The organism is Spirochaetota bacterium (assembly GCA_035477215.1).
Classification (GTDB): domain Bacteria; phylum Spirochaetota; class UBA4802; order UBA4802; family UBA5368; genus MVZN01.
The window spans coordinates 74,378-97,940 of the sequence record DATIKU010000053.1 but is presented as its reverse complement, the minus strand read 5'-3'; the positions used below and the strand labels follow the sequence as shown (position 1 = coordinate 97,940).

General features: G+C 55.3%; 16 protein-coding genes and 1 tRNA gene. 10 read left to right on the top strand and 7 right to left on the bottom strand.

Going from position 1 to position 23,563, the window contains the following annotated elements:
* Positions 1–531: 531 nt before the first annotated feature.
* Positions 532–2,514, bottom strand: coding sequence for a carboxy terminal-processing peptidase (locus VLM75_13140; protein HSV97860.1), 1,983 nt, complete (start codon positions 2,512–2,514; stop codon positions 532–534).
* Positions 2,515–2,739: 225 nt separating this feature from the next.
* On the opposite strand from VLM75_13140, the gene gatA reads away from it, so the two are divergent.
* The 3 genes from gatA (at position 2,740) to moaA (ending at position 6,126) form a co-directional block, all read left to right on the top strand.
* The gene (gene gatA, locus VLM75_13135; protein ID HSV97859.1) at positions 2,740–4,188 is read left to right on the top strand and encodes an Asp-tRNA(Asn)/Glu-tRNA(Gln) amidotransferase subunit GatA; all 1,449 of its coding nucleotides are present in this window, start codon (positions 2,740–2,742) and stop codon (positions 4,186–4,188) included.
* Positions 4,139–4,639: a hypothetical protein gene (locus tag VLM75_13130; protein ID HSV97858.1), complete on the top strand. Its 501-nt coding sequence runs from the start codon at positions 4,139–4,141 to the stop codon at positions 4,637–4,639. The genes gatA and VLM75_13130 overlap by 50 nt, the downstream gene beginning before the upstream one ends.
* 488 nt (positions 4,640–5,127) lie before the next feature.
* A complete protein-coding gene (gene moaA / locus VLM75_13125) occupies positions 5,128–6,126 on the top strand; it encodes a GTP 3',8-cyclase MoaA (GenBank protein ID HSV97857.1) in 999 nt (332 codons plus the stop codon).
* A gap of 42 nt (positions 6,127–6,168) precedes the next feature.
* On the opposite strand, the gene VLM75_13120 is transcribed toward moaA, so the two are convergent.
* Positions 6,169–6,243: transfer RNA gene (locus VLM75_13120), tRNA-Asp, on the bottom strand.
* 109 nt (positions 6,244–6,352) lie between these two features.
* On the opposite strand from VLM75_13120, the gene VLM75_13115 reads away from it, so the two are divergent.
* From VLM75_13115 to VLM75_13105, 3 genes are all read left to right on the top strand, one after another.
* Positions 6,353–7,273: a hypothetical protein gene (locus tag VLM75_13115; GenBank protein ID HSV97856.1), complete on the top strand. Its 921-nt coding sequence runs from the start codon at positions 6,353–6,355 to the stop codon at positions 7,271–7,273.
* A gap of 165 nt (positions 7,274–7,438) precedes the next feature.
* Entirely contained in the window at positions 7,439–8,512 is a 1,074-nt protein-coding gene (locus VLM75_13110; GenBank protein HSV97855.1) for a DUF933 domain-containing protein, read from the top strand.
* A 7-nt stretch (positions 8,513–8,519) separates the two neighbouring features.
* Positions 8,520–8,651, top strand: coding sequence for a hypothetical protein (locus VLM75_13105; protein HSV97854.1), 132 nt, complete (start codon positions 8,520–8,522; stop codon positions 8,649–8,651).
* A gap of 276 nt (positions 8,652–8,927) precedes the next feature.
* Here the strand turns inward: VLM75_13105 and VLM75_13100 are convergent, their stop codons facing one another.
* The 3 genes from VLM75_13100 to VLM75_13090 form a co-directional block, all read right to left on the bottom strand.
* A complete protein-coding gene (locus tag VLM75_13100; protein ID HSV97853.1) occupies positions 8,928–9,161 on the bottom strand; it encodes a hypothetical protein in 234 nt (77 codons plus the stop codon).
* Between the two features lie 914 nt (positions 9,162–10,075).
* Complete coding sequence (locus VLM75_13095) at positions 10,076–10,666, bottom strand: transposase (protein HSV97852.1); 591 nt, start codon at positions 10,664–10,666, stop codon at positions 10,076–10,078.
* A 259-nt stretch (positions 10,667–10,925) separates the two neighbouring features.
* The gene (locus VLM75_13090) at positions 10,926–13,439 is read right to left on the bottom strand and encodes a fibronectin type III domain-containing protein (GenBank protein HSV97851.1); all 2,514 of its coding nucleotides are present in this window, start codon (positions 13,437–13,439) and stop codon (positions 10,926–10,928) included.
* A gap of 196 nt (positions 13,440–13,635) precedes the next feature.
* Between VLM75_13090 and VLM75_13085 the strand changes: the two genes are divergently transcribed.
* Positions 13,636–18,012, top strand: coding sequence for a hypothetical protein (locus VLM75_13085; GenBank protein HSV97850.1), 4,377 nt, complete (start codon positions 13,636–13,638; stop codon positions 18,010–18,012).
* 61 nt (positions 18,013–18,073) lie between these two features.
* Here the strand turns inward: VLM75_13085 and VLM75_13080 are convergent, their stop codons facing one another.
* The gene (locus VLM75_13080; GenBank protein HSV97849.1) at positions 18,074–19,102 is read right to left on the bottom strand and encodes an FAD:protein FMN transferase; all 1,029 of its coding nucleotides are present in this window, start codon (positions 19,100–19,102) and stop codon (positions 18,074–18,076) included.
* 327 nt (positions 19,103–19,429) lie between these two features.
* On the opposite strand from VLM75_13080, the gene VLM75_13075 reads away from it, so the two are divergent.
* Both VLM75_13075 and hisC read left to right on the top strand, forming a co-directional pair.
* The gene (locus tag VLM75_13075) at positions 19,430–20,332 is read left to right on the top strand and encodes a dihydroorotate dehydrogenase (GenBank protein ID HSV97848.1); all 903 of its coding nucleotides are present in this window, start codon (positions 19,430–19,432) and stop codon (positions 20,330–20,332) included.
* A gap of 93 nt (positions 20,333–20,425) precedes the next feature.
* The gene (gene hisC, locus VLM75_13070) at positions 20,426–21,481 is read left to right on the top strand and encodes a histidinol-phosphate transaminase (protein HSV97847.1); all 1,056 of its coding nucleotides are present in this window, start codon (positions 20,426–20,428) and stop codon (positions 21,479–21,481) included.
* Here hisC and VLM75_13065 read toward each other — a convergent pair.
* Positions 21,462–22,166 carry a hypothetical protein gene (locus VLM75_13065; protein ID HSV97846.1) on the bottom strand — a complete coding sequence of 235 codons (705 nt, stop codon included), beginning with the start codon at positions 22,164–22,166 and terminating at the stop codon, positions 21,462–21,464. The two genes, hisC and VLM75_13065, sit on opposite strands and share 20 nt — an antisense overlap.
* A gap of 151 nt (positions 22,167–22,317) precedes the next feature.
* Between VLM75_13065 and VLM75_13060 the strand changes: the two genes are divergently transcribed.
* The gene (locus tag VLM75_13060) at positions 22,318–23,562 is read left to right on the top strand and encodes a DUF1343 domain-containing protein (protein HSV97845.1); all 1,245 of its coding nucleotides are present in this window, start codon (positions 22,318–22,320) and stop codon (positions 23,560–23,562) included.
* Position 23,563 lies beyond the last annotated feature (1 nt).

Here is a 23,563-nt window from a genome sequence, read left to right as displayed (position 1 = left end):
GATCGACGCTTGCTTCGCGCACCATTCGTACCGACCGGATGGCCGCCTCGGTGGTGTTTTCCCAGTTTATAATGCTGATTTCAGACAGGTCGTATTTTTTCCTCGGCGAGTCCGCGAATAGTCCGTTCGCTGCCGATAAGGGTGGGGTCGGAGTTGCCGATTCTATGCGCGGTAAAGGCGGCGTTATGCACATTTTCTTATTTGGTCGCCGGTATAACGAGCCTGCATCGTATGCTGTGTTCCTTGAGATATGATTCGAGCTCGAACGATTTGTTTAACAATGTCGCCTCCGAGCTACACTGTGCCAGCCGTCCCACTTTCCGGAATTGCCGGCGGCTTGAAAACAATGTTTCATTTACTTACCCTGTCGCCATCTGCTGTCGTATGGCAAGCACTATATCGCGTACCGGGCAAAATATTAGTATAGACGAATGTGCCCCGGCGGTTTTCCGGGGCACGGTAAACTTTCAGGATGGCGGATTCGGCGATTGCTCCGCGCAAAGAAAGGTGCGGAGCAATCAACGGTGCCAATTACTGAATGCGCTCGATGTACTCCGCAGTGATATTGAAAGCCTCCCCGAGGAAAAGGTCGTTATTTATATCGATGACCTTGTCGTTATTTTCCCGTTTAAGCTGTTTTTCCATATCGCGAACCTTGTGCTTTTCGATGTTGGACTCTTCTTTCAGGCTGATCTCCTTTGTGGCAAGCAGCTTTTTCAGGGATGCTATCCTTTCGTTCAGGTCGGCGAATTCTTTCATCCCGGCGACCCTTCTTTTGGATTGTTCCTGGAGCGCTCCGATTATCTCCCTGTTCAGATAGTTGCGGTATGGGACGAAGCTGGCGCTGGGTATTTTCTCCCATGTGAGTGGATTGCGAAGCTTCGCCTCGCCGATGTCCCATGCCGCGCTGATGTCGGGGATGATGATATCGGGAGCGATACCCGTAAGCTGGTTCGAGGTTCCACCGGGCTGGTAGAAAAGCGCGGTGGTGATTTTAACTGCGCCTTTTTTGGAAGGGAGCTGGTTGTATTCCTGCACCGATCCCTTGCCGAAGGTGGCCGTGGGTCCGAGCACTATTCCCCTGCGATAGTCTTTGATGGCCCCCGCGAAAATCTCCGACGCGCTCGCGCTGAATCGGTCGATAAGCACCACAAGCGGCCCGTCGTAATAGATGCCGGGATCATCGTCGCTCAGGACTTCCATCCTCCGGGTGTTATAGACTATTTTAACCACGGGTCCCTGGTCGATAAAAAGACCCGCGACGTTGACCGCCTCCGTCAGCGCCCCTCCGGGATTCCCCCTGAGGTCGACCACCATTGCGCCGATATTGAGGTTCGAGAGCTTGTTTATCTCGCGTATAACATCGATTGATGAACTCTTTCCGGCGGGGTCGTTTTTCTGCGCTGCGTCGAAATCGAGGTAGAATGTGGGCAGTTTAATATAGCCTATTTTAATTTCCCGGCCGTCTTTTTTCATGATGTAAATGTCCGATTTGGCCGCGCGGTCTTCGAGCTTGATCTCCTCGCGCACTATGGGTATCTGCATTCGCACGGGCTTCTGGCTTTCGTCGGCCTTTCGGAAAATGGTGAGCTTGACCGTGGTGCCCGATTTGCCCCGGATCAGGTTTACGACATCGCGCAGGTCCATGTCGATAACATCAACCGATTCGCTGTCTTTCTGGGCGACGGCTACGATCTTGTCATTTGGCTTAAGCTGCAGGGCCGTCGGGAGCTTCGCTGCGGCCCCCCCGGGAATTATGGACTCGACAAGAGCGAAACCGTCCTCCGATCGGAGTATCACGCCGATTCCCTCGAGTTTCAGCTTGGTCTGGATCATGAAATCCTCATGATCTTCCTGGGACAGGTAATTCGAGTGGGGATCGAGGGCAGTTGAAAAAGCATTGACGAACGTCGAGATCATCTTGCTCTCGTTGATCTCGTCGACGCGTTTCTTGCTGAGACGGTTCTTGTTGCGAAGCTTTTCCTTGGCCTCGTTGACGTCCTTGACGGTGGTGAGATAGTTGAGGAGCTGAAGCTTGATGTTCTTCCTCCAGCGCTCCCGCATCTCCGAGGGGCTGGCGGGATAATCGATCTTTTCCCGGTCTACGGCAACGTATTCGTCCTTGTTGAAATCGTAGTCGAGCGCGAGGAGGTCGTTAAAGAGCGTCATGCTCTCATCAAAGCGTTTTTTGTAGAGTGCGAAAATTTCGAAGACAATCCCGTATTTACCGCTTTCTATGTACTCGCCGAGCTTGTTCTCGTGGGTAATGAAACCGGCGACATCGCTTTTATAGAAGTAGAACTTTCCCGGGTCGATGAAGTTGAGCAGGTTGCTCATAGTTTTTCTGGACAGCTCCTGGTCGAGACTCTGATAGCGGACGTGTTTCGACAGAAAAACCCCGACCAGCGGCTTTATATCGGTCTGTTTTACGCCGTCGGTTCGGCTGAAACATCCGAAAACGAACGCAATTACGGTAATGGCGATGAGGGTGATTTTACGCTTTTTGTTGAACATGGCGTCGGTCTGCTCCCGGCATTGCTGGATATAGATGCGCAAATGGACTGTTAAATTAGAATGGCGGCCGAGCGCCACCATTAAAGTGTAAGGTAGACCAGTCGTGGTCTAAAGTCAATAATAATTAACGACGGGGTTTTACGGCCTGAAAAAATCATTGACCCTTGTACAGCGCGCTGCCATACCATTTTTAATTGGCGCCCGCGCGGGCCATGGAGGAACGGGATGCTGGTAGAGAAAACTATTGGCGAGCTGGCAGCGCTGCTGGCGGACGGCAAGGTTTCGGCGGTCGAGATCGCGAAAGAATACCTTGCGCGGATCGGCTCGCAAAACGGAGCGATAAACGCCTACATTACGGTGGACGAGGCCCGCACGCTGAGGGAGGCCGGAGAATCGGATGAACGCCGGGGGAAGGGGAACGCGCTCTCGGCGTGGGACGGGGTTCCGATTGCCGTCAAGGACAACATCTGTACCGCGGGCCTGCGCACCACCTGTGGATCGGGCATACTTCGCGATTTCGTTCCCCCGTACGATGCCACGGTTTATCGCAGGCTTCGCCAGAGCGGCTTCGTAACACTCGGCAAGACGAATATGGACGAATTCGCCATGGGATCCACCACCGAAACGTCCTTCTTCGGCATTACCAAAAATCCCCACGATGAAAACCGCGTGCCGGGGGGGAGTTCCGGCGGGTCCGCGGCGGCGGTGGCCGCGATGATGGCCCCTGCCGCACTCGGTTCGGATACGGGCGGCTCGATCCGCCAGCCGGCGTCGTTTTGCGGCGTGGCGGGCATAAAGCCCACCTACGGCAGGGTCTCTCGCTATGGGCTGGTTGCGTTCGCCTCGTCGCTCGATCAGATCGGTACTTTCGCGCGTACGGTCGACGATGCCGCGCTGCTGCTCGGAGTGATCGCCGGCGGCGACCCGGCGGATTCGACGTCGATAGAACGCGCCGTGGATTTCACGCCGGACACGCTTGACGGAAACGTCGCGGGAATGGTAATCGGGCTTCCCGATGAGTATTTTATAGAAATAGCGCCCGGGGTTAAAGAAGCGATTTTATCGAAAGTCAAAGAACTCGAGGCGATGGGGGCGAAGATCGAGCCGATATCGCTGCAATATACGGAATACGCCATACCGATTTACTATCTGATCGCAACGGCCGAAGCGTCTTCGAACCTTGCGCGTTATGACGGAATACGCTACGGTTACCGCCCGCCCGGGATAGGCGCGCTCGCCGAGCTCTACCGCAAAACCCGAAACGAGGGATTCGGAAAGGAGGTGAAGCGCAGAATAATCCTGGGGACCTACGCGCTCAGCTCGGGATACTACGACGCTTATTATCTTAAGGCGCTGAAGGGGCGGACCCTCGTAATCAAGGATTTTCAAAAGGCGTTCTCGAAGGTCGACTGCATCCTGAGCCCGGTCACCACTACGACGGCTTTCGCCCTCGGTGAGAAGGTGGATGATCCGCTGGAGATGTATGTTTCGGACATCCTTACCATATCGGCGAACCTCGCGGCGATTCCCGGCATGAGTGTGCCGATAGGTCGCGACGAGTCGGGGTTGCCCATAGGCCTTCAGATAATGGCAAGCCATTTCGAGGAAAAGAAAATACTGAACTGTGCGAAAGCGATCGAGCGGCATACCGAACCGGTCCGCCCGGGCCTGTAGCGCGGCGCTGGCGATTGCGCTGGCCCTCGCATGCTTGTCCTGCTATCGATACCATGCGATACGGATCGAGCATCGCGCGGACGCCGCGCTCCTGTTCGCGGGAAAAGAGGCAGGGCCGGCGGAGGCGCGCGCGGCGAATGATAAAAGTACCCGGAGCGTCTATACCATCAAGCGGTTCGCCGATGTGCGCTCATCCTCTCCTGCGGCAGTGATAAACAGAAAAGGGATCGAGCACGCGCTTGAAGGACGCTTCAATGAGGCAAGGAACCTCTTCCTGGAGGCGATAAAGGAAGATGATTCGATGGCCGCGCCATACAATAACCTCGGCATAGTCTACGAGGTGTTCGGGCGGAAGGAGGAGTCTTTCGACATGTATTCGAGGGCCTGCCTTCTTGAGTCAAACAACGACTATTTTAGAAAGAACCTCCTCTACTCCGAGGCCGGTAATTAATAAAAAGCGATGGCGGTTCCGCTCGATCCTTTTCGTAACACAGGCGCCACCTTCGTTGCGCTTTTGAAGCATCGGAAATCCGGTGGATGAAAATTATTACGGCACGGCCTTCGCCGTTTTAAAGATTGCGATAATCCAGGGTTCCTGTTATAATCGCGGCGGGGAAACCGGACACTCGCTATACTGCTCTTCGTGGACGGCGAACGCGGAGATCTATCCGGGCCACGGGAACAGTTGCGGGCTCCCGGCGGCGGGAACGCGACCGTCGAAGAGATGTAACGCAATTACGACCCGGGGGTTCGGGACGCGGCCTTTGCCGTCGTTGGAACTGCGGCCGTGGACGCGGCGCCGGCCCTTCCGGCGTACGCAAGAGGGGGCGAGATGAACGGGAGGGCGCTGCCGATGCTTGAAATGTCCTGTTTTAGTGATAGAGTGATTGACAGCGGCGAGTATGTCCCCGGGTTCGGGTGCTCGATAAAGGATGTGAAATGCTGACCGATATATACAACCGTCGGCTTGACTATCTCCGGGTCTCGGTGACGGATAAATGCAACCTGCGCTGCATATACTGCATGCCGCCGGGAGGCGTCGAGTTTCTGCCTCATGAGGAGGTGCTCCGAATCGAGGAGTTCATACATCTTATCGGTGTTTTCGCCGGGTTCGGAGTGCGCAAGGTCCGTTTTACCGGAGGGGAGCCGCTTGTCCGCAAAGGCTTTATGGCAATAGTGGAGCAGGTAAGGCGGAACCACCCGGACATGGAACTGTGCCTTACGACAAACGGCATTCTGCTGGATGAAGCGCTCGACGGCCTCCGGCGTTTCGGTGTACGCAAGCTCAATATCAGCCTGGACACCATGTCGGCCGAAAGGTACCGGGCGATAACGGGTCGGGACGAGTTCGATCGGGTCATCGGGAATATTGCCCGGGCGATCGGGAGCCGGTTTTTCGACCTGAAAATCAATATGGTGCTGCACGAGGAATCGCTCGTTGAGCTGGATGATTATATAAAATTTTTCGCCGGGAAAAACGTTACACTCCGGTTTATTGAGAGGATGCCTTTCGATGACGTCTATGACGCCCCGCGGTTTGTGCCCTCGGACAGACTGGTCGAGTATTTGCGGTCCAGGGGTGATCTCATGCGAAATCATGACAATGATACCAGCGTGGCGCAGATGTATAATTTACGCGGAACATTCGGCGATATCAGGATCGGAGTGATTCCGCCAATGACGCATAAGTTCTGTTCGCGCTGCAACCGGCTGCGGCTGACATGCGACGGGATGCTGAAGACCTGCCTTCATTCGCCGATGGAGTTCGATTTGAAAACGGCACTTCGGAAAAACGAAGGCGACAGGCCGTTGAATGATATTATTGCCGCCGCTGTCCATTCCAAGCCCGAAGCGCACCGACTGGGCGACCCCCTGGAGGCGGGGGATGGGTGTATGGCGATAGTCCGTAATAGACAGATGTCGAGGACCGGGGGATAAAAAAAGAACCCCCAGTGAGGGTTCTTTTTACCGGTAACCGTGCGGGGTGTACGAGACTCGAACTCGCGACCTCCTGCGTGACAGGCAGGCACTCTAACCAAGCTGAGCTAACACCCCGGTTCACCTTGTGGGATTACTACGACTGAAAAGAGCTTTCTGTGTCAATTAAAAAATCTAATAATTTTCAAGGCCCCGCCGTTTTCGGCGGGTTGAGGGTGAACGGGGAATGGCGCTCGATATCGTAGAGGAAATCTTCCAGGAAATAAACAAGCAGAACGCGGTTGTTGGGATGCGCGCCATTCCTCATTCCGATGACTTTATCAAGTACGTGACCTCTTCACTGGGCGTGGATGCCGATTTCGTCAGAAGGGCCCTCGGGGTGCTGCTGAGCTCCCACAGGATCTTTTCGATGGAAATAGTGGCCGAAGACGGCGCAAAGGACGTGCCGCGGGTGGAGGGCTATGTCGTCACCAACATCACAATAGTTCGTCGCCTGAAAAATTATTTCCAGAGTGAGCTGATGGTGGAATACGAGAGGCAGTTCCATAAGCGCCATCTGTTCCGCCAGATCGTCAAGGAGATTTTCCCGATGATGCGAAGTCTGAACAATACCATCGTCGGCCAGCTTGCCAACAAGGCGATCATGCTGGATGAGTTTGAACGCCTGCTCGAGAAGAACTTCGGCGAATTTACAGACGAATGGAAGGAACAACACTTCGCCAGCGAGATGCAAAACGCAAATTTTCCGGCAAGTCTTGAGAAGAGCCGGGGCCCGGCGGCGACGCCCGGGACCGGAAGCACCCGGTCCGGCAAGGTCAAGCCGGTATCGCGGGCCATAGATACGAAGCAATATGAGGATTTCGTATCGAAGAGTAACAGCTATCCGTTGCAGCGGATATTGAAGATATACGGTGTGAATTTTTTCCTTCAGGTAAACCTGCGCAAGTACCAGTTCGAGTATTTAAAAAAACTTGTGGAGGACGGGCAGCTAAACCGGCGTTCGGACCTCTTGTTGCTTCGGGGTCTGATTCAGATGGTGAAGTCGAATATGCATCGTGACTCGGGAATTGCGCCCCATCTTAACGAGCTCTATGACCTCGAAAAAAGCGTAACGCATCGCCTTTTCTTCGCGGCCAGGCCTTCCTGAGCATGGGGCGTGCGTGCTCCATGTCCGGTCGTTGCGACTGTAATTTGTTCACGATTATCAATGACGTTGTTCTATGCCATGGAAATGGAAAGTTTCCTTCGCAGCAGGCGCGGAGAGGCCCGGATTCCCGGCATAACAGGCACTCTAATCACAGGAAACGGAAAAATGAAAGTCGGGATCATAGGATTACCTCAGACGGGCAAAAAGAAGTTATTTCAACTGCTCGCCGGAATGAAGTCATCGCATTCGGGGTCAGACGCGTCAAAAAGCATGACGGGGGTGGCTGAGATATTCGACCCGCGGTTTGATGTGCTGGCAGGCCTTTACAATCCCAAGAAAACCGTCCGTGCGCGCATCAACATCGACCTTCTCCCCAGGCTCGAGGCGGCATCCATCAGGGAGGGTGCTGTGTTCAAGGATATCGCCGATGTCGACGCACTCTGCCATGTGGTGAGGGCTTTCGATAATGATGCGGTGTATCATGTGAGCGGCAGCGTCAGTGCCGAACGCGACGTCGATTCGGTGAACGCGGAGCTCATCCTGCACGATCTTCTCTTTATCGAAAAAAGATTCGAACGGCTTGAGAAAGCAAAAAAGAAGGGTATGGAAGAGCATGCCCGGCGGGAGGAGGCCATTCTCGGCCGGTTCCGCGGGCACCTCGAAAAGAACCTGCCGCTGCGCCTGCTCGAAATCGAGGAGGACGATCGCAGGCTGATAGCAAGCTATCCCTTTATTACTCTGAAAAAAATGATACTCGCGCTGAACGTCTCCGAGTCGGACATTTCAAGCGGCGACGCGGTGGCGCGCATGACGGACCGGTATCGCGATTACGGAATGGAGGTCATGCAGATTTCCGCGGAACTCGAGTCACAGATCGCCGCGCTGGAGTCCGCGGAGGAGCGGGCCGAGTTTATGAGGGAAGCGGGAATCGGGGAGCCGGCGGTTAACCTTCTTTCGCGGCTGTGCATGCGCTCGCTCGGCCTTATTTCCTTTTTTACCGTGGGTGATGACGAAGTAAGGCAATGGCTGATCAGGGCGGGATCCGGCGCGCCGGAGGCGGCCGGCGCCATTCACACGGACATGCAGCGCGGATTCATCCGGGCCGAGGTGATGAAATATCCGGATATTCGCGAGTTGAAAAGCGAGGATGCGGTAAAAAAAGCCGGGCGGTTTCATGTAATGGGCAGGGAGTACATAGTTGAAGACGGCGATATCATAAGCTTCAGGTTCAACGTTTAGGGAAGGGATGCGACACGAAATCAATATCGAGGATGAAAGCATACTGGCGGGGATTGTCCGTGACAGGGTCCTGGATGCGGAGGCGATCTCGGCCTTCAGGGGGCTTGTGTATAGGTACTATGCGCGGCATGGGAAGTGAGGCTCTGACCCCTTATCATGTACTTGCATCCGAAATCATGCTCCAGCAGACGCAGTCGGACAGGGTCGCGAAGAAGTTCGACGAGTTTATTACGGCTTTTCCGGACATCCGCTCGGAGGCTCTGACCCCGCTTGAGTCGTCGGCAATTCCGGCATTACGGCACCGGCGTTAACCGCGCTAATCGGCTTCGACTCCCACGCGGTACGCACGGCGCTTGCGGAACTGGTGGAGGAGGAATTCCTTTACAGTAATGGGGATCGCTTTTTTATCAGGTGATCACTGGATGTCTTCATCAGGCAGTAAAGGGAAGTCCTGGACAGGGGAGAATTCATTGAATCCTCCCATCGGTCCATGGAAATGAGTACCGCTTGTGGATAGGACTGTACCTTCTACCAGAAAGGGTTCGTTGGAAATTGCAATAAGCTCGGAGAGCGTGATCTCGTCAAATTGCATGAACGACTTCTTGCGTTTTTTGCGACGGAATTTGCCTTCCAGGGTTTCTTCTGTCATTGTGCCCTCATAAATGGTTCGATAATGAAAAGATGGTGCAACAGTCGCATATAGTGTGCAGATATACGTGGGCCATTTTCAGCGACGGAACAATGATATATCAAATTGTTGTGGTAATATAACAAATTGTTATATTACCGTATGCGATAAGGGGACATCTTTATAAAAAATGAGGCATCACCAATTGATCGAGTCAACAGTCGACCATATTCTATTGATAGGATGTACAATGCATCATAACGATGCATTCGCAGAACATAATAGTTATCCGTATTATTTCAAGAAATTATTTTATCAAGTAATATTTTTTTTGCTTTATGCGAAATCCGATGAACGGCGTTCATAATGTGTAATGGCATTCAGTATTATGGCGAGCGTTCGCCATACAGCCTCTGCGCGAGGGGGTGCGGGGCGATACGTTCGGCCGGCGGAGGGTACTGTAGAGTCGATGGTTTATTTGCGGTTACATCGATATGTTTGCATAAAGGGGACGGGCCGGTTATCGACGGGAATATTCAGCGTATTTTATGAACACTGCAATCTTCGGTGTATATTTTGTCAGAATTATCAGATAAGCAGGAATTCAGTGGCATGCAGCAAGAGGCAACCGGGATGCATTACTTAAATCAGGGGTCAGAGCCATATTTCGTGCTATTGCGGAGGAGCTGTCTTCATCGGTACACATCTCGCTTATGTCGCAGTATTATCCGAGGCCGGCGATCAGGAATCACCCTAATCTTGGAAGAACCGTCTCCGGGGGGAGTTCTCCGAGGTTGTGGAGGAGCTAAACCTGCCTGGTTTAAGGCGGGGATGGGTCTATGATTAGGGGAGGGGCGAGCGGTTGTTTCGTCCTGATTTTTGGAAAGCACACCCTTTCGATTATTACATCATGCGGATTAATCCAGCCGTTAGTGTTAAATGATTATCGCCAGGCGCCTGCGGTACGTGTCCTCGTAGACGAGAAATCTTTTCAGCCTTTCCTCGACGGTCTTTCCCAACTGCATAAAATACCGGTGCAAATCGACTCTCACTGGGGTCCGTTTGCCAGTTTCGAGATATGAATGTATGCTGGAATACAGGTATTTCCGCGGGCTGTCCGTGGTTTTGCTCCGGACCGGATTGAAGGCGAGATACCAGAGCAACCACAGGAGGTAGTATTCGGGATTGTCCGCGTGCTCGATAATGGTGTCGTGGTATCGTTCATTCCAGAACGGGCCTATTCGTAGGGTCAGCCGGTTGTATTTTTCGGCAAAGCGGGACTTAATATACTGAACGATTTTCGAAATAGGTGCACCGCCCGGGATTGTCCTGATTACTATGTGAATATGGTTATCCATTATCTGGTATGCGGAAAGCTCGAAATCGTATTTTTCCTGCGTCTGGCCCAATACTTCAATTAAAATCTGCTTAAAAAGGTCAAGCTCCATCATCGCCCGCCATTCGATACAGCGGGAGGTTATATGGTATGTGAGGTTTTCCTGCTGGATACGGGTTTTACGGGCCATGTGACACTCCTTTAACGTATCTTAATGAGGTTCTAGAATAGATACGTTTTTGGAGGTCGCGAAGTTAAAACTTTCTGAAGGGTCAGAGCATTTTTTTTAAAAAAATGCTCTGACCCCATCTTTCGAGCCCTGGCCGGTACCACGGAAATTTTCGACGGCTCTGACCCCTCGATGTCCCCTTTATGTTGGCTTATGGCAATTGGGAGTAATCTTTTAATGCTCTGACCCCTCGGCTCTGACCCCTCGGCCCACCGGGCCATCAACGCGCCATGACCACCTTCTGGAAGGAATTGAGGATAACCTTGCCGCTCGACACGGCCTTCGCCTCTATCTGGATGTAATAAAGACCCACGCCGAGCTTTCGGTTTGCCTTGTTGTCGCCGCGCCAGCCGCCCTCCTTGATGTTCTGCCCGCCTTTGCGGAAGGCGTTATCGAGCAGGGTGGCGACGGGGCGTCCCTTGATGTCGAAGGCCTTGATGGTGACGTAGGCGTCCTCAGAGAGATAATAGGCCGGGTAGGCCACCGGATCCTTGTCGGTAATGACATTGTTCAGGATGCGCGTGGGCCAGGGCTGGAAGGTGGTGGGGGTGATAACCGAGAATGTCCATTCATAGTCATTTGGAGTTACAGGGGGAACGCCAGCAGGAATTTCGAGTTCGGAATTATGATCCGCATATGTGATGGATGCACCATGTATCATTTCGATCACAAAGCGCACATCCGTGCCAATTGTTATTAAAGTGTTAGTGTCGGGAATATGAGCAGTCCAGATGTTCGGGCCGCTCTTCGCACAGTTAATCCGATACCAAGGTTCAACGGGGATGGGATTTACCGTGCCTCCACTTATTAGGTCTGTCGCTCCATCTTGTGCCACTATTAAATTAACTGTTTCTGGCAAGGTAATGGCGGTTCCGGATATTGTTAATTTTACGCGGATCGCTGTGTCGCGAACTGGGCGTGCTGATGCAAGGGGGTTGAGAGTGAAAGAATTATCTTGGAAGATTGTTACTCCGTCGGTAATTTCAGAAAGAATGGTCAGTGGTTGTGTCTGTATTTCGCCCCACCAGTCCGCACCTGTGGGGCCGGTAATGATGCTCCCGGGAAATAATGTATAAATCTCATTTCCAAAAACGTCAACCGCTGAAACAAAATAATCATACATAGTGAGTGGCACCAATCCCTGGATTGCTGCGGTGCCGGTTGTGATGAGATCCAGTCTGAATGTTCCGGCGGGAGGCCCGTAATTTGCAGTGTTGCGATCAATCATAATCCATGGAACGGTTGTATCTTCCCGGTAATAGATTCTGTATGAATAAAAGTCGTGGTCATCATTTGCCAGTGGATTGATGGGAGTCCAGGTTAATTCAAGTGAAGTCGCAGTGGTTTGCTGGTTGACCCAGGTGGTAAACCCTCCGGCGTTTGCCCCCGGTGGATCCTCATGATCCCAATAAATCTGATACGTTCCTAACGCGGCCTGCGTAATACTTCCAAAATCGTCCTGACCCTCGGCCGCGGCCGTGTCGCCGTCATAGGCTCCGCCGAAAACGCGCACCGCGCTGTACGAGAGTACCGTCGTGTCGTTTGCGGGGATGTCGCCGGGGACCGCCGGATAGTTCGCGCTCATATCGATAACGCCCTGAGTGGCGCCGTTGGCGATTACCACGTCGTAGGTGTTGGGGGTTCCGGCGCTGTCGGATATCCTGATAGTCGTGTTTCCGACCATTCCCGTGCCGGCATTCTCGAGCTGGGCGGTCACCCGTACCTGCGTGCCGGGCAGGTTTACACTGCGGTAGTAGCGCGGAGGCGGATTGACGCCGCCCCCACCGAAAAACTCAATATTGGTCACCCGGATGCGGTCGCAGTTGATGGCAAGGGTATTCACGGAGGTTTCAGGGCCGCCTGCCGTATTCATGGCGACACGTACCGTCCAGGTGTGGTTGCCGCGCGCGGTGACCCATCCCAGGGAATTGAACCATTCGGCGCTTACGGGAATACTGAGAGCGGCCGGCGTTGCGTCGACGTGGGGCGTGATGAAGCCGGATCGATACAGCGTGGAGCCGGGGGCGGTGTACTCGCCCACACCCGCGTCGGCGACCAGATGCACCGCGTCGGCGGCGACCGCGCCCGGTATGTTGTATGCGATGGTACCGGTTACGTTGAACGCCGTGTGCCAGGGGTTTACTCGCCCGTCGGCCGCGTCGCCGTCCTGGGCGAAGCCGACAATCCGAATGGTGGAAACGACGCCGTACGATACCGTGCGGGTGTCGGTGAGGGTATTCACGGCCGGATTGTTGGTGGTGGCGGATCCGATGACATTTCGGGCGGCGGCCCAGGCGGATGCGGGGGTGTCCCATCTGAATGTTACGGTGAATCGCACGGTAAAGTTGTTATAGGTGCTGCCGGCGGTGACCAGGCCGGCGGCATCCACGGTCCCCGAGTCCACCGTTACTGCGAATGGCGTATCGGCAACGAGAGGAGATGCTCCGAAGCCGAAGGCGACCGTGTTTCTTACTACAATATTGGTTGTGTTAGCGATAGTCATTCTGGCATCGGTGATCTGGTTCCAGGCGGTGACATCCGGATCGACCACGTTTATCGTAAAGGTATATGCCTTGCCCGCCAGGTAATACCCCAGGGTGTTCGACATGGTGGTCGGGTTGGCCGGCGTGAGGATGATCGAGGTGATGGTTCCACGACCCGCTTTCTCTGTCAACAGCAGAGAAAGGGCGGTGATGAGCAGCAGCGGGAGAAATCTAATTTTTTTACGGAGCATGGTCTAAATTATTATTGCCTTAATCCCGATTTCTTCTGTAATATATAGGATCGAGAAGGTGTATGTTGATTCTGTGCCGATATGCAGCATACATTGATAAATACATGCCGCAACGATTAAAATGTAAAGAAAAACTGTATGCCCCCTGCAAAAAAACGGAAATTCGATGTTTCCCCGCTCAAAGGGGGGTGATGTGATGCGAACACTCCGATACCGTCCGGCGCTATCCTTCATGCTCCCGGCCGTCATGGCGCTGCTTTTCCACGCCTGCGCGCCCGAAGCGCCGAACGTCGACCTCAGCGCAACGGGAGGGACCGTTCCGGGCTCGAGCCCGGGGACCGAGTTTCTGCAGGTTGAGTCCATCTATCCGGACGCGCCGCTTCCCGCTACCGACCGGTTTCCGATCGACACGGACGTTGTCATAATATTTTCAAAACCGATTTATGATGTCGCTGATATTACCCCAGCGAGCGTGGACATTCCGGGCAATCCGGGGTTCGCTTCGGTAACCGGCTTTGCTGCGGACGGTTCCGGATATTATAGGGCTGTGCGGATAGCATTTACTGGAAATCTCGCATATTCAACTCCCTACACCATTGAGGTCGATCCTGCGGCAATTCGTGATTCCGGTGGGCTTGATACCGGTATACCCGGCAACGATACCGCGGAGTTCACCACCGGTGATGATGATTCTGGTGACTATGATCCGGTCGTCATCGCCACCTCCCGGTATCCGGTTGGTGCCGGGCCGTACAGCCGGGGCGTGGGCTATGTGGTGGTATCGTTCAATAAAGAGGTTCAGAACGTGACCGCCGCCACCTTTACCATCGCTCCGGCGGCCGCGTCGGTAGCCCCCTATTTCAGCCTCGATCAGAAAACATGGTATCTCCCACTGAATACTCTCACCTATGCGCAGGTCTATACGGTCGACCTGGATGACACTCCCGGAACGGGGATCAGAGATACGGGACTTCGTGACCTGGTGGTAAGCGTCAATAACACCTGGACCTTCACCGTGGAGGCCGACCCCAATCCGGGCGGTCCCATTACGATCGGCTCGGTATGGCTTACGGAAGTCACGCAGAATTCAGTCAGGATCAACTGGACAACAACGCGCCCGGCTACCGGTTTTACCGTTAACTATGGGCTCACCACGGTTTACGGCTTCACCAAGGCGGAGGCGGGGACCCCGACGGTGCACTACGCGGATATTACGGGCTTAACGACGGCAACCAGGTACTACTTCATCATCGATCACGCGACGATAGTGACGCAGACCGGCAATTTCATGACGGCAAACGATACCGATCCCGCCATTAATGACGAACGTCTCAATGCCGTCGCGGCCGGCCCGCCGGCGGCAAACATCTCCGAGTTCACCGTTCATCAGAACACGGATGCAACGGCCTATGTGGCCTGGGTGGATGGGACCAGCGTGCGCGCAACCTATATCAACGCAACCGGTGTTCCCAACGTAAACTGGCACCCGGGCCAGCTTATCGATAACGCCCACGGATTGAGCGACCCGCGGCTGTTCCCGGATGGCTACGGTGGTGTGTTCGTCGTTCTCGAGGATGGTGCGAGCGGATTTTACGTGAAATATGTTACCGGGGGGGCGACGGGCCTCGGTTTCAGCACCTACTGGAGCGATAATACCGCCGCCGGTTTCGGGAATACGTTCGGCCATACGGCCGGTTACCAGGATGCGTCGGCGATTCCCATGTATTATCGCTATGGGGCCGGTCTCGATAACAATGTTTATAATGGTTTCGTAACGCGGATTCACAACGGCACCGGCGTCGGGTCTACCCACAACATCCCGGCTAATCCATTTTATGATTTTGACGTCAATCTGAGAAATGCGGTTATACAGAACGACGATCGTATTATGGACGTCACCGATCACGTGGGAGCGGTGGCGACGCGCTCGACGAATTTCAGGCATGTGCTCGGCCAGAGCGCGGGGGTGGTCACCACCGGGAACGTGTACCGGATCGCCGATGGGGTTACCAGCTTCACCAGTTTCCTGACCGATGATCACGCCATGAATGTTACGCCTCCAACGCAAACGAGCACGGCCAACAGGGTCATTACCGAACATAATTATGCGCCGCCGGCCTGGATGGGGGTCGGGGATGTGATTCATTCGGGTGCGACCTACGTATATATCAATTCCCTGAACGGGGTAAACATGGCGGCCGATTACAGCGGGGCCGAGGAACCCGTGGTGCTGTACGATCCGGACGTTGATTTTACGGCACTGGGTGTCGCGGTCAATGACGTGGTCGTGAATATCAGCGCTGGTCCTCCAATCAGCTATGCCCGCGTTACTGATGTGAATACGGACATGCTCGCGCTTGACGCCGATATCTTCCCCCATACGGGAGACCAGTACGACATTTACCGGTTGATTGACGAAGGAACGGCGGAAGCAAGCGCCGACAGTCTGATCGATAGTACCAATCTTGATGATTGGACGGCCTTGGTCGTGCCCGGGGACTGGGTGGCGAATATCAACGATAATACGTATGGTCAGGTTACCGTGGTGGTTTCAGCTACGGAGCTCACGATCCCGGGTCTTAATTTCGACGCCGGCGAAGGCTATATGATCGTCGAAGATCCTCCAATTGTTGATAACGGAACCGAAAATGCTTTCGGCGCCAATCCACTCGTCGATTATACCGCCGACTGGAGCGCGATCGCGGCAAACGCGCTCGTCTATAATCTTACCACCCCCGACAGCGCTTTCGTTTCCGCGTCCTCGACCCGCGTGCTTAACCTTTCCGACCCGATATTCAGTCTTGGGGCCGAAAACTATAGTATTTATAATAATTATTGCACCACACACGCCGCCAGTCCCGTCGATCCCTTCTATCGGATACTGGTCGATCTGGCAACATTTAACGTAGGTGATAACGTAACGGTCGATGTGTACAATTACCGGACAATCACCGGTACGGCCGACACTCCCCCCGCCAATCCGCTCTATGACGACAATGCGACTTTCGTCACGACCGGTGTGGTCAATAATGACGTGCTGGTAAACGTCACCGACACGTCTATCGCGCGGGTCACTACGGGCACTTTTGCCGTGAGGGAGCGCGCGCTCGATATAAACGGCGCCGCCGCCTTCATGTCCGACGCGGATCTTTACTGGCTTCTCAGGTTCGTCACGCCCGCGGAGACGTGGCTCAAATACGGCAAGGCTTCGGCCCTGAGTGCCGGGCTTCTCGTGTCGGCGGGTGCCGCTTTTGATGTTGCCGGCGTGGAGAACGGCGACCTGGTATACAACATCAGCGACAACCGGTTCGCGGTTGTGGTCAGCAGGGATTCGCCGACTCAGCTTACGCTGAATAAGAATATATTCGATACCGGTAACGAGGACTATCTCGTTTTCGCGAGCACGGAACCGCTGGTGGCCACGGGAACCATTTCCGCGGTTGCCGGCAACCAGTTCACCGACGGCGATGTGCTCACCAACTTCCAGCTGGCCGCCTACCGCGTCCATCCCGGCGATGTGGTGAAGATCGTGGGCAATAACACCGTCGGCATAGTCCAGTCCGTCGACTCCGCCACCCAGATAACGCTTCGTGCCGCCATTCCCGGATGGGCCGCTACGCAGCGGTATTACATTTATCGTCAGCGACTCTTCTTCGCATGGGAGAGCGGCGGCAGCATCCTCGGTGCCGTAATAAACATGGGGAACGGATCGGTATACTCCACATCAACGCTCTATACCGCCGGGGATGTGATGGATAACGTCAAGCTTCTCCACGCCAATGGCGATAACGGAGGCGCCCGTGTGATTTTTGAGTCCAATACGGACGGTAATATCTATTACAAACGGGTGAATTCCTTCGGAACCGTGGTTCTTGGTGCCGCAGCTAACGGTGGTCGGGGGCTGCTGTTGTACAATGGAACCGCCGCGGAGATTATCGACGTCAGGGCCGCTCCTGATAACGCGAATTTCCGTTTCCTGGTGCTCTACCGCGACGGCGCAAACATCTATCTCGCGCGCTACAACAGTGCCACTGGAGCCCTGGCCGATTGGGGGACGAACCCGATCAGCTTCGCGGGGGCGGTCGACGCGGCCATTACCTTCGATACATCGAACAATCCCGTCGTCGCCTATGCGGACAGTCTCGGGCGCATTTACGCGGAAAAATTTACCGCGGCCACCGGCGTGCAGGCGAATTTTGGAACACTTCTGGATGTCGCCGGTACCGGTTCCTATGTCTCCAACCTCTCGATCGCCAGCGACGGGCTCAATGGCGCCGTTGTAAGCTGGATGGATAACAGGTATTATTACTCGGTCGGCTACGTCATAGTGGCCCAGGCCGTCATCCCCAACGCCGGCGCCTGGACGCTCAACTGGTTTGACGACGTTGCCGATGATGACGGCGTAGTGGTCGGTATTGTTTCGTCGTGGGATGATGACGAACTTTCATTAAAGGGACTGTACTATAATGATGGTGGCACTCCTTATGGCGGATTGTTCCTTTGGAAGGATTACCGAAACGCCACCACGCCGACCGAAGCGGACATATTCTATGATGTCAGGGCCAATCCTTGAGCCGTCCAGGAAACATAAAAAAGTAGTATATGCGTTGTGCCGGGGCTCTGACCCCCTCCCGCTAAAACCACTCGATTTTTGCGCGGCCGGACGGCCCAACCCGGTCTTCGAGCTCCCTCGATGCGCTGATACGCATGTCCTCGTCGATAAGAATGACCTTTATCTCCGGGTGAGCAAGGGCGAATTCGCGGGCTCTGACCCCTCCCATCACGAAAAGGGCCGTGGCGTAGGCGTCGGCCAGCACGGGGTCAGAGCACAGTACCGTCACCGATGCCAGCCCCCGGGCCGGGAAGCCCGTCTTGGGATCGATTATATGATGATATCGCTCTCCATTGAAGAAGGCGAATCGCTCGTAATCACCGCTCGTCACGACCGAATCGCCGTCGCGGGCCGCTATTGTGAGGAGGATTTCTTTTTTGCGCGGATGCATAAGGCCTACCCGCCATGGCTCGCCGAACTTGTCGCCGGTCACCTGGAGATCACCCCCCGCGTCGACTATCGAGGCTCTGACCCCTTCCCGGCGGAGGGCCCCGACCGCCCGGGCTATGGCGTATCCCTTCGCTATTCCGCCGAGGCCGACCCTCATCCCCGGCAGGGCGAAAGAGACCCGGCGCGATTCCGGATGCAGTGTGATCTTCCGGTAGTCGACCAGCGGAAGGAGGCGCGCGGTCTCGCGGTGCCCCGGCGGGCGGAAGTCGTCGCTTGCCAGATTCCAGAGGTGGCCGAGCGAGGCGAAGCTAATGTCGAAGGCGCCGTCGGTCCGGTGCGACACCTCGATGGACTTTTCGATCAGCGCGAAGGTCTCGTCCGAAACGGTGACGTGGATGCGACCGCCATCGCGGTTCAGCCGCGCGACGTCGCTCCCGGCCAGCCGCGGACTCATCAGGGCCTCTATCCGGGCAATCTCGTTAAATGCCGCTTCCGAGGCTCTGACCCCTGCCTCGCTGGAATCTGCGATAATCGTAATGGTAATGATGGTGCCCAGCATCGGCCGGTTGAAGGTAATGAGCTCGCCCTTACGGCAGCCGATTGCGCCGAGGAGGAGCGCGAATGGCAGAGCACAGCGGACGAAGCGTGGGATTGATCGCATGATCGGGTTTCTCCTGCGGCATCGGGACGCGAGTTGACTGTACCCGGTGCGCTTTGGGACCGTATATCAACGTGGAAACCGATACGCAAATATTTTTCTTGACATCGGGGGGGAAATATGGTAATACAATCTTACAACAGGGATGGGTGCCGGGAGGCCCGGGGGACGGGGGTCCCGTGGAGAAAGGTTCAAGGCTTTTATACAAAGTATTCGGCGTCATCTGGGGGCATCGCGAGCGATGCCCTTTTTTATTTCTTGACTGGTCTGTAACGCGGCGGTGTCATATCCCGGCCTGTGCCGGCGATCGGGGGTGACGGTATCGATACCATGGTTCAAATAGGAAGCCTGCGGCTTAAAAATCCGGTAACGGTCGCCTCGGGGACCGCCGGTTACGGTGAGGAACTTTCGGCATACTACGACATCGCCCGCCTCGGGGCCGTTTTTACCAAGGGGCTTTCGCTTGCGCCCCGTCCGGGCAACAGGGGGCCGCGCATCATCGAGACGCCGTCGGGGATGCTCAACTCCATCGGGCTTGAGAACGTGGGGCTCGATGCGTTTCTGGAAAAAAAGCTGCCCTTTTTACTATCAAAGGGCGCGACGGTTATCCCGAACATCGCCGGTCATTCGGTCGATGAGAACGTGGAGCTCTGCCGTGTCCTCGGGCATACGGCCGGGATCGCCGCCCTCGAGCTCAACGTCTCATGCCCCAACGTAAAGGAGGGCGGAATCGCGTTCGGGCGCAACCTCTCCACCTTCTCGGCGCTGGTTGGCGCAGTCCGCAAAGTCACGCCGGTGCCGCTTATCGTGAAGCTCTCGCCGAACGTCACCGACGTTACCGAGTTCGCCGCGGCGGCGAAAGACTGCGGGGCCGATGCGGTCTCGGCGGTAAATACCTTTCTCGGGATGAAAATCGACGTCGCCACGGGCAGGCCCCATTTCGTAAACCGCGTGGCGGGGCTCAGCGGCCCGGCCATACGGCCCATCGCCGTGCGCATCGTCTACGAGATATTCGCGAAGGCGGACATTCCCGTCATCGGAATCGGCGGGATCGGTTCGCTCGATGACGTGCTCGAGTTCCTGATGGCCGGGGCGAGCGCCGTGTCGATCGGGACGATGAGCCTGGTAAACCCCCGCACGGCGATCGACTGCGTCGAGGGGCTCGAGGCGTACATGAGGGAGCGAAATATTGGCCGCCCGGACGAGATAATCGGCGCGGCGCACAGGGTATAATCGGGAGTCCGCGAAAACAGGCCTTCTCGTCATGTTGCGGGCATAATTTCCGTTATCGATTCGTGCAAAGTCTGACAATCAAAGGAGTCACCGGTGAAGTACTGGAACACGCGACTTAAAAAAATGGCCGAGTACATTCCCGGCGAGCAGCCGGAAAGCCTCGATGAGTTTATAAAGCTCAACACCAACGAGAGCCCATTTTCTCCCTCGCCTGTGGTGCTCGACGCGATAAAAAGGGCCGCCGACGCGTCGCTTCGCCGCTATCCCAATCCCACGACGATGTCGGTCCGCGAGGCCTTCGCGAAACGTAACGGGCTTACGGCCGAAAATGTCTTCGTGGCAAATGGATCGGACGAGATATTCACGCTCCTCCTGCGGGGCTTCGTTGATCCGGAAGCGCTTGCCGCGTTCCCCTATCCCTCCTATTCGCTCTATTACACCCTCGCGGAGGCGAACGGCGTGCAGTACGAACGGATACCGCTTACGAAAGATCTCGATATCAATTTCGCGGATTATTTAAAGAAAAAATACGCGCTGGTCATCGTCTGCAATCCCAACAATCCCACCGGTCGGGGCGTCGATCTCGACTCGCTTATAAATTTCGCCGGAAAATTCAAGGGACTTCTGGTGGTCGACGAGGCCTATGTCGATTTTTACGGCGAGACGGCCATCGGCCTGGTGCGCGAATTCGACAACATCATCGTAACGCGGTCGTTCTCGAAATCGTATTCGCTCGCCGGCCTGCGCGTCGGCATAGCGGCCGCGCACGCGGACATCATCCGCGGCTTCATCAAGCTCAAAGACTCGTACAACGTCGACCGGCTGGCCGAGGCGGGGGCGCTCGCGGCGCTCGCCGACCAGAAGGGGTTCAAATACAATATCGGGATGGTGCGCGACAACAAGGAATATCTCGAGGAACGGCTGGAGGAGCTCGGTTTTTCGATCGTGCCTTCGAAGGCGAACTTTCTCCTTGTCAGGCATCCCGATGTTCCGGCGAAAAAGATATACGAGGAACTGTACGCGCACAAGATCCTTGTACGCTATTTCGCGGGCCCGGTGCAGTCCGAGTACGTGCGTATAAGCGTCGGAACGATGATGGAGCTTCGAGCGCTGGTGAAGGAGATTGAGGCTATAATAAAAGGCGGATGAGCTTTCCCTCGGTGTTGGTGATGTAGCTCCGGCTGATCAGCTCCTTCATGGTGAGCTGCTTGTTCTCGTAGCGTACCACGTCCCGTTCGTCGATCCAGATGTTGATGGACGAGCGCTGTTCCTTTATCTTCCAGTGGAAACCCACAACCATGCCGATAATCTCGCTCTCGCCGAAGATGGTGGTGCACGAGTTGATGACGACGAGCACATCTTTCAGGTAGGTTTCGAGCGCCGTCACCGCTATATGCTGGTACGACGAGCCCGCATGCGCCGATTCGTCGAGGGGAATCTCGATATCGATGCCCAGGTAGAGCCGGTCTCGCAGATTGAGCTTTTTATCGAAATAAAACCCGATGCTGTTTTTCGCTATGGAGAACTTGTAATCGGACGAAAGCATGCGGGCGATGCCGACAAGGTGGTTCAGGTATTTTTCGTGGTATACGGCCCCGTTGGTCGTGTACTGCCCCGGGTCAATGAGAAATTCCTGGTAGCGGGAGGCCTCGCTCTTCGAGAAGGCGAGTATGCTCTTTTCCCTTTCGCCGGTCGTCGCGCACTGCATGGATGAAACGATGAAAAAGCCCGCGAGTATATTCAGAAGCATTGTTCTTCCCGTCGAATGATGCAGGTATTTTCCGTTTTTCATGGCCGCCGGAGCGAAGCGCTTTCCGCTGTTGCATACAGGCAAATCGGCCTCCTGTCAAGCAAATATCGCGAAAACGCCCGGCGCCGCGTTAAAATCGGCCTGCGAAATCCTTGACGGCGTTCGATATACATACTGATACTGTCTTGAGTGAGACCGGACAAAACCGCCAGATCATTACACGAGGTGCGCATCGGTGAGAAAAACCGCCCGCTGGATTGTGTTCGCCGTCGCCGTGTCCGTTCTTTTTGACTGCGCGTCGCCCGCCGTCTACAACCTGCCCGCCAGGAGACAGAAGCGCGTCTACTCGGGGCTCGAGAACTTCATCGCGGGCGGTGCCGAAGAATACAGGGGGAAGAAAATCGCGCTGGTCACCAATCATTCCGGCGTCGATTTCAATCTCAGAAAGAACATCGATCTCCTGCGACGGCAGGGTCTCGAGATCGTGCTGGCCTGCGCGCCCGAGCACGGGCTATACGGTTACGAGAACGATTACGATTCCATGCTGTACCAGGCGGACTCGAGGCTGAACGTGATCGTCTACAATCTGCACCATCTTTCCATCGGACAGCTTCGCCACCTGTTCGGACCGGTCGAAGCGGTGATCTTCGACATTCAGGACATGGGGATGCGCTGCTACACCTATGTGTCGTCCCTGAAGCAGGTGATGGACGCGCTTAACGGGACACCGATCGGGCTGGTGGTGCTCGACAGGCCCAATCCCCTGGGTTTTCTCGGTATCGACGGCGCGTATCTTCACGAAGGATTCCAGTCGCGCCACATCAGCGCCTTTCCATCAACGTTCATCTACAACATGACGATGGGCGAGGCCGCGCGCTTTTACCGGGCGGGCTATGCCCGCGACGTGCGTCTTAAAGTTGTGCCGCTCAAGAATTACCGCCGCGATTTAATGTACAACGAAACCATGCTGCCCTGGGTGCCGCCCTCGCCAAACCTGCCCACCTACGAATCGTCGGTCGTGTACTCGGCCATCGTGATGCTGGAAGGCGTGAACCTGTCGGTCGGGCGCGGCACCACCAAGCCGTTCGAGTACATCGGCGCGCCGTGGATCGACCCGCGCGAGCTCGCAAGGCGGCTCTCCGATCTCAATCTTCCCAATTTCAGGTTTCGCCCGGTTTATTTCTCTCCGACCTTCTCGAAGTATGCGGGGATGCGCTGCGGCGGTGTTCAGATTTTTTACATGGGCGGGGCCTTCAGTCCGATGGAGGTTTCGTATCGCATCATAACATTTCTGAAAAACGCGTACCCGGAATTTCACTGGGACCGGCACAGAGACAGATACCATGTGGATTTTCTGGCCGGAACCGACGCGTTCCGCCGGTATATCGACGAAGGGCGGCCCTTCGCGGAATTCGCCGGTCAGATAGCCGTCGGGCAGAAGGAATTCAACCGGCAGCGGAAAAAACACCTGATGTATTGAG